This is a genomic window from Nocardia sp. NPDC004711 (assembly GCF_053601595.1).
Genome location: NZ_JBSGCB010000035.1, coordinates 1 through 14,040 on the forward strand (window position 1 = coordinate 1; position 14,040 = coordinate 14,040).

General features: G+C 64.4%; 15 protein-coding genes. 4 read left to right on the forward strand and 11 right to left on the reverse strand.

All coding sequences use genetic code 11. The features are described 5' to 3' along the window. Nucleotides 1-561: 561 nt before the first annotated feature. Together ACWEKS_RS30965 and ACWEKS_RS30970 are read left to right on the forward strand one after the other, a co-directional pair. Nucleotides 562-1,182, forward strand: a complete 621-nt coding sequence (locus ACWEKS_RS30965) for an MspA family porin (protein ID WP_452343461.1) — start codon at nt 562-564, stop codon at nt 1,180-1,182. Between the two features lie 54 nt (nt 1,183-1,236). Beyond that, nucleotides 1,237-1,917: an MspA family porin gene (locus ACWEKS_RS30970; protein ID WP_452343354.1), complete on the forward strand. Its 681-nt coding sequence runs from the start codon at nt 1,237-1,239 to the stop codon at nt 1,915-1,917. Nucleotides 1,918-2,587: 670 nt separating this feature from the next. Here ACWEKS_RS30970 and ACWEKS_RS30975 read toward each other — a convergent pair. The 5 genes from ACWEKS_RS30975 to ACWEKS_RS30995 are packed head-to-tail and all read right to left on the reverse strand — an operon-like array spanning nt 2,588 to nt 5,586. After that, nucleotides 2,588-3,058, reverse strand: a complete 471-nt coding sequence (locus ACWEKS_RS30975; RefSeq protein ID WP_452343355.1) for a hypothetical protein — start codon at nt 3,056-3,058, stop codon at nt 2,588-2,590. Beyond that, nucleotides 3,055-3,390, reverse strand: a complete 336-nt coding sequence (locus tag ACWEKS_RS30980) for a hypothetical protein (RefSeq protein ID WP_452343356.1) — start codon at nt 3,388-3,390, stop codon at nt 3,055-3,057. Before ACWEKS_RS30980 ends, ACWEKS_RS30975 begins: the two co-directional genes overlap by 4 nt. 23 nt (nt 3,391-3,413) lie before the next feature. After that, the gene (locus ACWEKS_RS30985; RefSeq protein ID WP_452343357.1) at nt 3,414-4,208 is read right to left on the reverse strand and encodes an SAM-dependent methyltransferase; all 795 of its coding nucleotides are present in this window, start codon (nt 4,206-4,208) and stop codon (nt 3,414-3,416) included. Next, nucleotides 4,205-4,996, reverse strand: coding sequence for a hypothetical protein (locus ACWEKS_RS30990; protein ID WP_452343358.1), 792 nt, complete (start codon nt 4,994-4,996; stop codon nt 4,205-4,207). The genes ACWEKS_RS30985 and ACWEKS_RS30990 overlap by 4 nt, the downstream gene beginning before the upstream one ends. Before the next feature lie 26 nt (nt 4,997-5,022). Continuing rightward, complete coding sequence (locus tag ACWEKS_RS30995; protein WP_452343359.1) at nt 5,023-5,586, reverse strand: hypothetical protein; 564 nt, start codon at nt 5,584-5,586, stop codon at nt 5,023-5,025. A 193-nt stretch (nt 5,587-5,779) separates the two neighbouring features. Between ACWEKS_RS30995 and ACWEKS_RS31000 the strand changes: the two genes are divergently transcribed. Beyond that, nucleotides 5,780-6,676, forward strand: coding sequence for a helix-turn-helix domain-containing protein (locus tag ACWEKS_RS31000; protein ID WP_452343360.1), 897 nt, complete (start codon nt 5,780-5,782; stop codon nt 6,674-6,676). Further along, entirely contained in the window at nt 6,673-7,134 is a 462-nt protein-coding gene (locus ACWEKS_RS31005) for a DUF397 domain-containing protein (protein ID WP_452343361.1), read from the forward strand. Before ACWEKS_RS31000 ends, ACWEKS_RS31005 begins: the two co-directional genes overlap by 4 nt. A 622-nt stretch (nt 7,135-7,756) precedes the next feature. Here the strand turns inward: ACWEKS_RS31005 and ACWEKS_RS31010 are convergent. From ACWEKS_RS31010 to ACWEKS_RS31035, 6 genes are all read right to left on the reverse strand, one after another. Then, nucleotides 7,757-8,245, reverse strand: a complete 489-nt coding sequence (locus ACWEKS_RS31010; RefSeq protein WP_452343362.1) for a hypothetical protein — start codon at nt 8,243-8,245, stop codon at nt 7,757-7,759. 59 nt (nt 8,246-8,304) lie between these two features. After that, nucleotides 8,305-8,583 carry a hypothetical protein gene (locus ACWEKS_RS31015; RefSeq protein ID WP_452343363.1) on the reverse strand — a complete coding sequence of 93 codons (279 nt, stop codon included), beginning with the start codon at nt 8,581-8,583 and terminating at the stop codon, nt 8,305-8,307. Between the two features lie 772 nt (nt 8,584-9,355). Further along, the gene (locus ACWEKS_RS31020) at nt 9,356-10,048 is read right to left on the reverse strand and encodes an HAD hydrolase-like protein (RefSeq protein ID WP_452343364.1); all 693 of its coding nucleotides are present in this window, start codon (nt 10,046-10,048) and stop codon (nt 9,356-9,358) included. A gap of 36 nt (nt 10,049-10,084) precedes the next feature. Beyond that, a complete protein-coding gene (locus ACWEKS_RS31025) occupies nt 10,085-11,293 on the reverse strand; it encodes an FAD-dependent oxidoreductase (protein ID WP_452343365.1) in 1,209 nt (402 codons plus the stop codon). A 97-nt stretch (nt 11,294-11,390) separates the two neighbouring features. Next, the gene (locus ACWEKS_RS31030) at nt 11,391-12,545 is read right to left on the reverse strand and encodes a trans-sulfuration enzyme family protein (RefSeq protein ID WP_452343366.1); all 1,155 of its coding nucleotides are present in this window, start codon (nt 12,543-12,545) and stop codon (nt 11,391-11,393) included. A 413-nt stretch (nt 12,546-12,958) separates the two neighbouring features. Then, the gene (locus ACWEKS_RS31035) at nt 12,959-14,038 is read right to left on the reverse strand and encodes an ABC transporter ATP-binding protein (RefSeq protein ID WP_452343367.1); all 1,080 of its coding nucleotides are present in this window, start codon (nt 14,036-14,038) and stop codon (nt 12,959-12,961) included. Nucleotides 14,039-14,040 lie beyond the last annotated feature (2 nt).

Consider the following 14,040-nt stretch of genomic DNA (forward strand, 5'->3'; position numbering starts at 1 on the left):
AACAGGAGGACCCAGCACCAGCAGAACTCACCGCCTGACCCCATTCCGGATCATGCGGTGACCACCCCAGTTACACCACGCCCCGGGACTTGACCGGATGTTGACGGGCATCTTCGACTCACTTGGACGAGGTTGTCGCAGGAATGCTCTGCAGCCCAGGCAGCGATCCGCGCACGGTAGGTGAATCCCAGCCATGCGCTGTGGAATCGCTTTTCGGGTAGCGATTGCCTTGTTTGTTGATCGACCCTCAGCCACGAGGTTGGCGACTTAGCCAATTCCTACCAGCGAACTGACCAAACATTTACATAACCCTCGACCAGACGCGATGCAACCGGCAGCGGATCGTTTCCATTGGACCGCAACGTATTTCGCGTCCGGGCCCGGCCTACCATTTCCAGCATCCGAGCGGGGTGGCCAGCGTCGCGGCTCATCACGTCGGCGTGGTAACGCCGACAGAGAACGGCCCTGATTTACCGAGTCCAGGGCCGCACCACCCCTCATTTCCAGGAGTCATCTGTGAAAACCCTCCCGATCCGTTGCGCCGCAGCAGCAACACTCGCTATCTGCGCAATCATTCTTCCCGGTATCACCGCGGTGACACCGGCCAACGCCGACACGTTCGTGCCCTTGCCCGACGGTCAAAAGCAAGGACCCAACGGTGTCGTGGTCACACGCACCGGCGAACACGCAACCATCTCCCCGTCACTGGCAGCCAACGGCGCCGGCCGCACCGTATGGGTTTCAGGCAACGCTGTTGCCGATGTGCCCGACACCCCTGAGACCAAGCCCGGGCCGTGGAACGGACCGAGCAATGCGCCGGGAACGAACGACTCCTCCACCCATGGCAGTTCCATCATCGACACCGGCTACATCGTGGGCTGTCAAGTCAACATCGCCTCCGACGCCATCTCCGCCGGGATCTCCGGCGGCCTGAGCCTGACCGGCGGCAGTCTCGGAGGTTCGGTCGGACTCAAGCTCGGACCCGGGCAGGTCGCGTTCGTCGAAATCGACTCCAAGGACATCACCAAACCGGGCCACTACTCGGTGGAATACCAGGACGCGCAGATGCAGATCCAGAACTGCGCCGGCTACGCCCAAGCTCGCGCCTACACCGTGGTCGAGATCGTGGGTGACCACTACTCCAAGACCACCCTCTATGGCCAGCCGTTCTCCATCGGCTAACCGCTATCGCCCCAAGCCGCTCGTACACACAGCGATTCACATTCAGGACAGACAATGAGAATTTCCCACCTCACGACTGGCGCGGCTGGTGCCAGCGCTATCGCCGCCGCCGCGCTGCTGCTATTCCCCTTCACCGCTGCCGCCGACACGATCGTGCCCTTGCCCGGCGCAGATTTGACCAAGACCCTGTCCGACGGCACCGTCGTGCATGTCTGGCTCGACGGAGAATCCGCCAACATCAACCCCTCGATGGGCGCCACCCCCTTGCATCGCAACGCCTGGGCTTCGGGCACCGCACACATCGAAATCACCGCCGGAAACACGGCCGCGGCTTCATCGCTCATCGAGCCGGGGTACGTAGTCGGCTGCCAAGTCGCCATCGACGGCGGCGGGGTAAGCGGCGGCCCCACCACCGGGGTAACTGTCGGCTCCAACGGCAGCGTCACCCCGTCGCTGTCGGGCAACGCCAGCGGCAACCTCACCCTCGGCCCCGGCCAAGCCCAGTCGTTCTACGTCCTCGACCTCGAACGACCCGATGGATTCGGCGCCGACTCGCACAAGAAATACAACCCGGTCAAAGGCAAGGACGGTTCAGTGGCCTGGGCCGACGAAACAATCGGCCTCACCGGCTGCGCCGGCTACGCCCAAGCCCGCGCATTCGTCAGCTACGAGATCGACACCGACACCATCACCAGCTGGGTCACCATCTGGGGCAAACCCTTCAGCATCGGCTAACACCACCCAATCCATGTCAGCGTCGCTCGCCCGGGGCCGCTGAAGGCCAGGGATCGACGACTCTGCGAAGAACTCACTGCCAGTAGGACTTTCGCCGCGCACAGGACCCGTCGGACCAGCGAGCCGAGACGAATACCTCCCACGAGCAGGGAAAGCCGTGTCGATGACCATGACAGTGCTCACGCGCAGACGAGTCACTGAGAAGTACCGATAACCCGGCCCGGACCCCATCAGGGCCGGGGAACCCAGCCATGGACGGCGCGCGTCCCACACCTCGACCACCAGCACCTGCGGCTGCGACCACCGCAGCCGCAGCCGACCCGCCGGCGACATCCGCCCGGCCTGCGCGGCGTTCCACCGCTGCAATCGGGCCACCGCATCGACCACCGAATCCACTACCCCCGCAGCCTCATACAACGCCAACCCGCGCACGACATCAGCGGCGAACGATTTCACCTGGTCGGTCAGCGAGGTGCTACCCAGCCACAACGGGGTATCCCACACGACAGTCCCGGTCCCGGGCCCGCGCAGATACAACTCGATTCCGCGTGAAAACTGCTCGTGCACAACAATTCTTCCGGTACAACTGCTGGCCGTACCATTCACCTCCACCTCGCACCGACTCCACCGCTTCGCCCACCCCGGCGCGTTCACCACCGCGGCCGGGAACTCATCGCCGCGGTACACGCCGCTGCCCCCACATCGCTTCAGCGCACAGATCCGTCCACGCGACCGCGCGTTCACTGGCCGCGCGCCACGCCTCATGCACCGCGTCGGCATCGCATCCGGCCGCCAACACCGCTTCGGCGTCGAGATGAGCGCGCGCCAGCGCATCGACCGCCTCCCCCAGCGACTGCGAGCATTTCGCGGCGAACGGCGCGAACACTCGCCCCCACACGTCGATTCGCTCCACCAGGCCCGCCCGCATCTCCGCGAACCCCGCCGTATTCGACGACGTCACCCGCAGCTGCGCCAGCGCCCACGCACACCGGGTCACCGGATGCGCATCCGGGCCGTCACCGATGTGCCCGCTGATCGCCGCGACCAGCTCATGCCAATCCGGCAGAGCAACCGCCCACCGCGGCCAACCCGCGCCCGCCAGGGCGAGCGCGCTGCACTGTGCATCGGCCACCGCGATCACCGCTCACTCCACCGGACCCGGCCGACACTCGACGACCGCCGCGGCCGCAACCCCAGCGGATCCGCAATCAGCACATCGACATCCAAGCCGATCACAGGCAGCCACTCACTACCCAGCGTCTGCCGATTCGGCACCACCACCGTGGTGACCCCGGCCTGCTCGAGGCCGGCATGCAGCAGTGGAAGATCCCGATCATTCGGCAGTGTCGAGACCTGGGCCAGCGGCAAGCCGACATCCCTGGCCAGCCGCCGCACCGTCTCTTCCTGCTCGGCCGCAGCCGACCCCGCCAGATCCGACCGCACAATACCCAAACCCAGCTTTTTCACGTCCATCGATGGCTCCTACTCAATGCGGGTCAGAGGCGGGCGATGGCGCCATAGCAGGCCACCCGCGTCGACGCGTGTGGGACGGCACCCTCAACCCCCGCCTCACCGACCAGCCACTCGACCACCGGCGCCACGCCGAGCCCGCAGAGCTCGAATCCGCACAGCAGCTCGGCCAGCTCGTCGCGGCTGCGCGGGTACAGGTCGATACCTCCACCGCCGAACACCCTCCGTAGATGCTCGATCCGTGGCGAGATGTCCGAACCCAGGTGGCTGATCACCACATAGGAGCCCGGCACCAGCAACCTCGCCAGCCCAGCCACCACCTCGTGCGCGGCGGGCCAGAATTCCACCACCGATTCCAGAACCGCCACCGCCGGCAACGACAGGTCCAGCGCGCCCGCCAGCTTGTCGGGACGCATCAGATCCTCAGCATCGGTGATATCGACCTGCACGAACCCCACCGCAGGCGGAACGACCATCAGCGCGTGAGCATGCGCGGCGACCATCAGATCGCAATCCGCGTACACCACCCGTGCCTCCGGCGCCCGATCGAAAACCTCGGTATGCAAGTACGGCTGACGCGGAATACCAGTCCCCAAATCCACGAACTGCCGCACGCCCGCACCCGCCAGCCGCGCGACAGCATCGCGCACGAATCGCCGCCCTTGCCCCAGCGTCACCCGCAACGACGGGCACTGCTCCAGCAGCAACTCCGCCAGCGCCCGATCAGCCTGGTAGTTGTCCTTACCGCCGAACAAGAAGTCATAGACGCGCGCAGACGAAGGCCTGTCGAATCTGAGCTCCGGGTAGTCGGTGCCGCTCACGTCCAGCTCCGTTGCTCGACATCGACCCTGGCGTTGCACCTGCCGACCGCGACATTCGGATCGCGCCAATCCCCCGCCAGAGGCAACACGCACCACGTCAGAGTGCCGCCGTCACTTGCGCGAATCCGCGACGCGCGTCCCCGGCCCGACACCGTCACCCGGACCGGCTCGTCAGCATGATCGCGCGTCTCGTGAACCTCGATCAGCAGCTCATCAGCGGTACGGCTCACCCGGACCGTCAGCTGATTGAACTGGGCATCGATCTCCGCCGAGATCGGCGTAGCCGCCGAGATCTCCGACCACGTCGCCGCCACTGCATCACCGACCAGGGAAACCACCACGGCCTCCGCGACCTCGACCATGTCGCGCAGGCCCGCCCGGGTCAGATCCTCATGCAGATGCAGCCGCGCTACCGGCTCCGCCGTCGCCAGCGCGCGGCAGCTGAACTCGCCGACCAGCGAAGCACCACCACCGACATCGGCCAGCGCCGTCACCACACGCCGCCGATGCATCACTGAATTTGCCTCCAGAGGTAAGTACCACACCTGCGCGCGCAGATCCGAAAATCTGCGCAGCAGAAGCGACTTCGCCTCCACCAAGCCCTCCAGATGCGCCGGTGTCGGCATCACCACATGCTGCTGCGGGCCCGCCGTCGCCACGGCCGCATACAGCGACCACAGCACGTCCACCGTCGGACCCGGCTCGCGGAAGAACTCCACACCGCCGAGCCCGTACAGCTCGCCGAAGTCACGCATCATCTGCTCGACTTCCCCACGGCGATCGGTCACCAGGTCCTCGCGCAGATACCCGAATATCACTGGCCCCATGGCCACCCCGCCTTTCGATCTTGTTGGAATGAGCCCCCGTGGGCCGGGGGAATGTCCGGGCCCCGGCGCGGCCATCCTGTCGCCGCCTCAAGAACGGCGGCTACAGCCGTGTGCATCGAGGGCAGAAAAGTGCTGTGCGGCTGGACAATCCAGCGTCGATAGCCAGACTGCTCATCGGCCGGGGTAGGCAACACGATCGACTTGACAGCACCAGTGACATTCAGGCGAAGCAGCCCAGCATCCTCCGCGAACTCCGAACCCTCTGACCCGCACGTCAAGATCGTTGCCCGGCCCGCCTGTATATGGCCGACGACCGGGCCGAGCACGTCGCGCTCCGCCAGGTACTCGCAGGTCGGTCCGGCCAACCAGAGCGGAATGACAAGACCGCTCACCAGGTCCGAACGCACGACGATCCGATTGCCACAAGAGCTCAGCATGGCCGGCAGATGCAGCGCACGGCGGTAGTACTCGCAACGGCTCAACACCGTGTCGCATGACTGCATCATCGCCTCACCTGCCTGTTTGTGGGTGCGCGGGGTGACTCCGGCCACAACGCAAGTGTTATACACTCGGACCGATAAAACAATGCTTGAAATCAGTCTGTGTCACCAACGGCAGTCTGATAGATAACTGGTTGAATCTAGGCAAAACTGGCATGAGTCTGCCGCGGAGTAGTCTTGTAAGTAGAGATGTGTCGTTGTTTAATTTGCGTGACACAACTCGGCGTGATTGGAGGGGCTTGACGTGGCATTGGATACGGTGGGTACCGCGCTCATCCGGCGGCACATCGGCCGACGTCTAACTGCCTTGCGGGGCAAACGTTCCCAAGAACAGGTCTCCACCGCGCTCGGAATCAGCCGTTCGACGATCGTCCGCATGGAGGACGGTCACGAGGCTGTTCGGTACACCGTGCCGAACCTCAAAGCGCTGCTCGACCTCTACGAGGCAGGCGACGACGACCGGCAAATCCTGCTGGCTCTCGCCGCGGAGACCCGAAACGGCCGCTCGAAGTCGTGGTGGCACGACTACACCAACACCGAGCTACCCGAATGGTTCGGCCAGTTCGTCATCATGGAGGACTCCGCCACCAGAATCCGCAGCTACGAATCCGAACTCGTGCCGGGGCTACTCCAAGCCCAGCAATACGCCGAAGCGATGTTCAGCATCCCTACGGATTTCAACACCCCAGACCAGATCCAGCAGAAGGTGAAGGTCCGACTGGACCGGCAGAGTGTGCTTGCCCGGCCGAACCCGCCGCGACTCGTTGTCGTACTCAACCAAGCGGTCACCTGCCGACTCGTCGGCGGCCCGGAAGTCATGGCACCCCAACTAGAGCACCTGCTAGACATGGGCAAACGCAAGAACGTCTCAATCCGGATTCTGCCCTGGTCAGCAGGCGGGCACGGCGGCATGACCGCCGCGAACTCGTTCACTCTTCTGGAGTTTCCTGACGATCCGAGCGGCGAACCAATCGAACCGCCGCTTGCCTACGTCGACACGCTCACCGGCGCCATGTACTTGCAGAAACAAGACGAGTTCACCGCCTACGAGCGGATATGGCGCGACATCGACAAGAAGGCGCTCAGCGCTTCCGACTCCGCGAATCTCATTACCTCTGCATTGGAAGGACTTACGCGATGACCACCTACGACTCCGTGACCTGGCGGAAGGCCCGCCGCAGCGGCGGGCAGGGGGGCAACTGCGTCGAGGTCGGTGTTTGGCGGAAGGCCCACCGTAGCGGCGGAAACGGCGGCAACTGCGTAGAGGTCAAATCGGCCGGCACCGCGATCCTGATTCGCGATAGCAAGTACCTGCGCGACCCAAGCAACGACCCTGAGGCTCAGCCGATCATCACCGTCTCTATCGCCCAATGGCGTGATTTCCTCGACGTTGTTGCTGGTCGCTCTACGGCGGTATCGGAACCCGCCATCATCGTGCGCGCCGAGGGATCGGCCGTACTCCAATCGGCCGACGGCGTCACCCTAGATTTCACGCCGACTGAATGGTTGTACTTCTCCCTTGGGGTATCGGACGGCGAATTTGATGACCTCGCAGACCAGTGGGTAGCAGCCGCAGCAGAGCAGCAGCACGCTCGATAGTCCAACCAATCCCGCACTGGTCGGGTGCTTCATAGCTACGGTGGTCAGTGCCCCCGCCGTGCTCCCGGGCCGGGCTCCCTTCACCTACCAGCCCTAGTGGCATCGCCGCGCGCGAAATCAGCTGAACGACACCGAAGGAGACCCGCCGATGGCATCCACCGCCGACGCGCGCTACATACTCGACGAACTGCGCTGCCCCCAGGACTACTTCAGCCGCGGCGAAGCTGACCAAAGCCCGAGCCCCGCTGCAAGCTCTGTTCGACCGATACGGCCAAGACGACGTAGAACGCGTGCGCCACCTCCAGGCCGCCGATGAAATTCCACGCCGAAGTCGAACTGTTCCGCCTGCTCGGACCCCGCGCCCTCTATGGCGACAACTAACCTACACTCCCCCGACATCGCGATGCCGCCGGACAAGGGGGAAAGCCCGGCGGCATCTGTATCAAACCCACAACAGCCAACTACCGAGATCGGCACCCAAACACTCTGCGCCACAACCCATCACACGCAGCCGCCGATCCCCACGCCCTGCAGGCCGATGTACTCCCGCGGAGAGCCCGGTGCCGCCGGCCGCGCCTCACCCCGATACAAACCCAGACCCGGGAACCGCTCGTCGACCTGCTCACCGGTCAACGCCGCCGCCACCAGAGCCAACGCGTACCCGTCGCGCCGCCCGCGGACTCCGATACAGCACCAACGCCAGCTCGCCATCCCACCCCACATCCGAATGCAGCGGCTCCACCGGCTCAGCCAACCTCAACTCCGGAAACGCCTTGCGCGCCCACACATACGGCACCACAACCGCTTTCGGCTTGCCATGAAACAGCAACACAGTATGGACGCCCGCCTCGAGCTCATCGGAGATCTCCGTCAACTGCGTGCACCCATCCGACGACGGCCGCTCACGCACCCGCGAATCCGGCACCACCAGAGCCTTGTTCAACTTCCGACGTTCCTGCCACATCCCCGCCGACACCAACACCGCCATCGGCGACCTGCCCCACCAATTGACCTGCACAAACCGATCAGCGGCCGCCATCTTCCAGCACGCCGACCAGCGCTTACGTAGGCCCTCGGTGTCCACGACCTCGATACCCGAACCATTCGACACATCTGAAAGCGGAATTGGCCGCGAAACCGCAGATCAAAACCCTGATCAAACACCAGATTTCAGCTGTTCAACCGCTCCCAGCCGTGGCTGGCGGCCAGCAGCATCCCGCCTATGCCTTGAGCTGCCGCGACACCGAGCCCTCCCGCACCCAGCGCAGCTCCCGCAGGCTCACCACCCAGCCGCCATACGTTCGAGCACGCTCCACCGGCGCGCACCAACCGCTCCGGAAGTGGCTGGGCCAGTTGTACTTTGGCGGCCACCGCTCCGGCCGCGCGCCGGTCGGTGGCGCGGGTGGCGCAGCCGCGGAGCGTCCGCAGGTGGCAGCCGGACGTCACCATGGACTCCTTCTCGGCCAGGGCGCACGATCTGCCGAAGGCATACCACCCGGCGGGGCACTCCAAAGGGCGCTTCGCGTCACTACGTGATCGGCCTCGGCCGCCCCTTGATCCGCGCCCCCACCGGGCGGTCTGGGCAAGCTCGCCGGGCAGTGGCTCACCGAACGCCACCGGCGCTGGCCAGCCAGCACGAACCCACACCTGCTGATCAACCAGCAGACCGCCTTCCACACCCAACACCCACCGAGCAGGGTATCGATGCCCCCAAGGGTCTTCGCCACCCAGGCCTGGCCGTCGGACAGGTGCGCCAGGATCGAATTCTCGATGAAGCCCACCACAGCGCCGACCCCTGCATCTGATGCGGCTGTTCGGCATCAGCGAGTCGACCGCCATGCGATACGTCACCGCCGCCCATCCCGAACGCACCTCAGCCCTGCCCCGGTAGCCGATGCACCAACTATCCGCCGCACCGGCCGCGGGCTTGACCAGTCCTGCTTCTCGGGTCCGACCGCGTAGGCGGCACAGCCGTCAGGATGGGCAAGGCCACGCCGAGGCAGTGCGCGCGCTTCGGCCAGTTTCTCGGCCGCCTCGCCAGCAGAACGACACTCGGATGCGGGGTGAATCGCGCGAATAACAACGACAATGGCTTGACCAGCACCTATAGTTCGCCGGGCCCGCCGATCCATTGCTCATCGAGGGCGGGCGGTAGCGCGCCCGCGGGGAGCGCACGTCCGGAATCCGAGTCCATAGGGGACAGATCACGCTGGTCCCCCTTCTACAGATGATGCAGGAATTCGGGAAGCTGGGCGATGCTGTCGAGGAGGGTGTGGTGCGGCGCGGCGCGTAGTTGATCATGAGTGTGTGCGCCGGTCAGGACTCCGATGTTGACGGCGACCCCGGCGTTGTCGCCGGCCCAGAGGTCGTTGGTGGTGTCACCCACCACGGCGGTCTGGCGAACCGACTGTGTCCCGGTCCGCACGATCGCTTCGAAGATCATGTCGGGATACGGGCGACCGCGTCTGGTGTCTTCTGCGGTGATCACGCAGGTGACCAGATCGGTCCACCCGAGAGCATCGATGAGTCGCGGGCACTGTCGAGGTGTCAGCCCTGTGGTGAAGGCGATGGCGACGCCCGCATCGGCCAGTTGTCGCAGCGCGTTCTCGGCGTGGGGAATGGGAGCGACTTTGCCCGACTCGATGTCGTCGATCACGGCGCGTTCGAAGTAACGATAGGCAGCGTTGACCTTGTCCTCGTCGTCTGCGAGCAGTGCGGCGAACACGTCACGCTTTTTCAGGCCGCCGCGTAGCGGTGCCAGCGCTCGCCGATCCACCGGCGCGGAGCCGACGTGGACAAGCGCAGCGTTGATCGCGGATTCCACCGGATCGGCGATCGTGGTACCGACCAGGTCGGCTACCAGCAGCCGGGGAAGCGCCTTGTCCGCATTCTCGAGGGAATTTCCGTTTGACATGCCACCTCATAATTACGATTCGTGATGCCGAAAATTTTAGGTACCGCAGATCAGATCGAATGTATCTTCCGCGACCGCCGGTGCCGTACCCATTCCTCGCCCACCGATACCGGTTGCAAGCAGGACCTTCTCCTCGATCTCCCTGCGTAGAAACAGCTCACCATCAGTGCGCTGTGCGTAGGTACCAGTCCACCTCCGGCGGACCGCGGGCGCGGGGCGTCCGGTGAGTTTGGTGAACCGATCGAGAATGAACTCGTAGCACTGCTCGGTCGATGCAAAGTCGAATGGTTCGTCGTAGAGGTGGGTATCGCCGATGGTGAGCGAACCGTCGGCACGTTGGGCGACCATGAGCTTGATTCCGAAGCTGCTGACCAGATCCGGCAGGGCCGGGATATTTCGTCTCGCGGGAACGTCGTACACCGGGTAGTAGTGCAGCGAGAGCGAGTCGGAAAGCAAGGTGGGCAAACGGATGTCGAGTGGCTCGGTCTCAAGCATCTGCAGCCGCACTCGTTGCAGCGGCATGTCGGTCAACAGTCGCGCCGAAACCCCGACCCGGCTGGAGCCTACGCAGAATATGACCTGATCGCCGGTGTAGGTCGTGCCGTCGTGACCACGTACCCAACCGGAACCGAATTCTACGACGGTAACTCCGGGAAGCCATCGATAGTTCTTTCCAGCGAGGACCCCTCGCAGTGCTGGCAGGACCGCCCGCGGCTCGATGACCGCGTCCTTCGGGCAGTACAGGGCTTTCGCGAAATCGCCCTGAAGTATCGGATTGATCTCTCGCGCGTTCGCTGGGTCCAGTAACTCATATCCGTGGACTCCGGCATCGGAGTCGATCGTCTGGCGGACAGTGTCGACCTCGGCGTCGGTGTAGAGAACCGTCAATGCTCCGGTGGCACGAAAACCGATGCCCGGCGCCTGCTGCGCGATCTGCTCCCACATCGTGCGGGCTCGCAGGACAAATTCGATCTCCGGGCCGGTAGGGCGGCCGGTCACCCAGATCATCCCGAGATTCCGCACGGTCGCCGAGCGAGGCTCGAGATCGCTGTCCAGATGTACGACATCCAAACCCCGCTTGCGGGCTTCCCAGGCGTGCAGCATGCCGATGATGCCGCCACCGACAATGATGACTCTTTGCATTTGTGTCAGTCCTCGATTTCTCTTTCTTCGACGATGGAATCGCCCTTGACCAGATCGGCCGCGAGCTGATTCCCCGAGCTTTGTGGCCTCGGCATCGCGCATAGATTTCAGTGTTGGTTGTCGGTTCTTCGATCCGGCTGTCGAGCCGAACATGATCGTGCGCGCCCCCAAACACGGCGACTACACGCGATACTCCCGATCAGGACCGGACCGCGGTCAATGCTTCGGCCGCGTCGAGCGCGTGGCGCAGGTCATTCACGAGATCGGCGGCCGATTCGATTCCGCATGAGAGCCGTACGAGGCCGTCGTACATCCCAGCGGGAACGTACTTCGGTACCTCGGCAACCATGGCGGTCGGAACCTTGAAGGTCGACTCGACGCCCCCGAAGGAGGTGGCGAGGGTGAACACTCTGGTCTGGTGTCCGAGTATCGCCGGATCGGTGTGCCGGAAGCTCACCAGTCCGCTGAACCCGGGGTATCGGACATCGCTGACACGTGGATCGGTCACCAGGTAGTCGGCCACAGCCCGAGCGTTTCGGGTGTGTAGCGGCATCCGTGCATGCAGCGTCCGCAGGCCCCGGTGAACAAGGAAGCAGTCGAAGGGTCCGAGCACCGACCCGATAGCGTTCTGAAGCCATTTGATGCGTGCGTCCAGCGCGGGGTCGCGCACGATCAACGCGCCACCCATGACATCGGAGTGGCCTCCCAGGTACTTCGCCGTCGAGTGCAGGACGATGTCGGCGCCCTGGTCGAGCGGCTGCTGATAGATCGGGGTGGCGACGGTGTTGTCGACCACGAGCAGCGCGTTCTGCCGAGCCAGGGCCATGCGATGCAGGTCCACGATCTCCAGGAGCGGATTCGTCGGCGTTTCCACCCACAGCAGGCGTGTGCGCTCGTCGACGGCTGCCTCAACCGCTTCCGGATGCGAGAAGTCGACCAGTCGGCATTCGAGCCCCCAACGCTGGATCTCACCGACCAACAGCCGCACAGTGCCCGCGTAAGACCCCGGGCTCAACACGACATTGTCTCCGGGCTGGCACAGACCCGATACCGCTGCCTGTACAGCGGCCATGCCCGTCGAAAAGACGGTCGCCAGGCCGCCCTCGACAGCCCCCAACGCATCCTCCAAGGCGGTGCGAGTCGGGTTCCCTGAGCGCGAGTATTCATACTCGCCATCGGCGTCGAGGGCGCTTCGCTCCCAGACCGCCGCCTGGTGGATTGCTGGGACGAAGGCGCCGAGGTTCTCCTCGGGCCGGCGGCCGGCGTGGACGATCCGGGACTCGAACGCCAGCTCAGACAGACGATGCCGGTGATCGGTCTGCGCTCGCCGATTGGTTGGTGGTGGAGCTTCCATATGCCCTTTTCCTTCGGTGGGTGGTGTGCTCATGACGATGTCCAAGCCCACCGTCGCGCCGGATTGTGCTGGTAGTCGTGCGCGTAGCCTCCGACGAGGTCAGCGTTGAGCGTTCGCCGATGCCCGGAGCACCCCGCACCTCGCAGCCAACGTTGACGAAGGTGTCGCTCGGCTCCTTGACGATGTCGGACTCCAGGTGCGGGGCGGTAGGTCGGGTTGCCCGAGGCCAGGTTGGGAACGGTGGACAGCAGATGCACCATCGCTTGTGATGCGACGCCCCACCCGCGCCGAGACGTGCGCGCAGATCTTTACACCTCGTTCGGCGGAGGCGGTAGTCAGGAAAGTCACCGACAGCGAGAACGCCGCGGCCCGGATGCGACTCGTCCAGCCTCCCAGAGGCAGCCTCCGAGCGTTCAGTTGAGGCGACGACCGTCGATGGGCGAGAAGAAGTACACATGATTTCGGTCCGTAGTGAGAGTGACCCGCTGACCCCTGTTCGGGGGGTTTCGCCAATCGGCACGCGCGACGATGCCCGTCCCGCTTCCGTCATCGGGCATGGTGCGGCCGTAGATGTAGGCGTCGGAGCCGAGTTCTTCCACCATGTCGACCTCCATCTCGATTCCGGCGCCGACACTGGTGAGTTCCAGATGTTCGGGACGAATGCCGACAACCAGGGAATCGCCGGTGGCATCAGTCGCGGTACGGGGTACTGGCAAGGTGTGCCTGCCCAAAGCCACGGTGCCGTTGCGGACAGGCAAGGTGAACAGGTTCATCGCGGGTGAACCCATGAAGCCGGCGACGAACAGATTTGCGGGATTGCGGTAGAGGTCGCGTGGGGCGGCGCATTGTTGCAGGAGGCCGTCCTTCAGTACGGCGACCCGGTCACCCATCGTCATCGCCTCGACTTGGTCGTGGGTGACGTACACCATGGTGGTACTGAGCCTGCGCTGCAGTTGCGCGATCTGGGTGCGGGTTTGTACGCGTAGTTTCGCGTCGAGGTTGGAGAGTGGTTCGTCCATGAGGAAGACTTGTGGTTGGCGGACGAGGGCACGGCCCATTGCCACGCGCTGGCGCTGTCCGCCCGATAGCGCCTTGGGCTTGCGGTCGAGGTAGTCCTGGAGGTCGAGCAGCTTGGCCGCATCCGCAACTCGCCGATCCTTCTCTGCCTTGGGGACCTTCGCCATCTTCAGGGCGAAGCCCATGTTCTCCGCGACGGTCATGTGCGGGTAGAGCGCGTAATTCTGGAACACCATGGCGATGTCGCGCTGTTTGGGCTCGGCGTGGGTGACATCATTCGAGCCGATCAAAATCCGTCCGCCGTCGATGTTTTCGAGTCCGGCGAGCATGCGCAGCGATGTCGATTTGCCGCAGCCCGACGGTCCGACCAGAACCAGGAACTCACCGTCGGCGATCTCGAGATCCAGTTGGTCGACCGCGGGTGTGGAAGTGCCCGCATACATCCGGGTAGCGCGTTCAAAGGTAACGGTGGCCACGG

Coding starts and splice junctions, on each gene's coding strand:
- ACWEKS_RS31015 (WP_452343363.1), bottom strand. CDS start 8,583: ATGGTGACGTCCGGCTGCCACCTGCGGACGCTCCGCGGCTGCGCCACC.
- ACWEKS_RS31020 (WP_452343364.1), bottom strand. CDS start 10,048: ATGTCAAACGGAAATTCCCTCGAGAATGCGGACAAGGCGCTTCCCCGG.
- ACWEKS_RS31025 (WP_452343365.1), bottom strand. CDS start 11,293: ATGCGCGATGCCGAGGCCACAAAGCTCGGGGAATCAGCTCGCGGCCGA.
- ACWEKS_RS31030 (WP_452343366.1), bottom strand. CDS start 12,545: ATGGAAGCTCCACCACCAACCAATCGGCGAGCGCAGACCGATCACCGG.
- ACWEKS_RS30970 (WP_452343354.1), top strand. CDS start 1,237: ATGAGAATTTCCCACCTCACGACTGGCGCGGCTGGTGCCAGCGCTATC.
- ACWEKS_RS31005 (WP_452343361.1), top strand. CDS start 6,673: ATGACCACCTACGACTCCGTGACCTGGCGGAAGGCCCGCCGCAGCGGC.
- ACWEKS_RS30980 (WP_452343356.1), bottom strand. CDS start 3,390: ATGGACGTGAAAAAGCTGGGTTTGGGTATTGTGCGGTCGGATCTGGCG.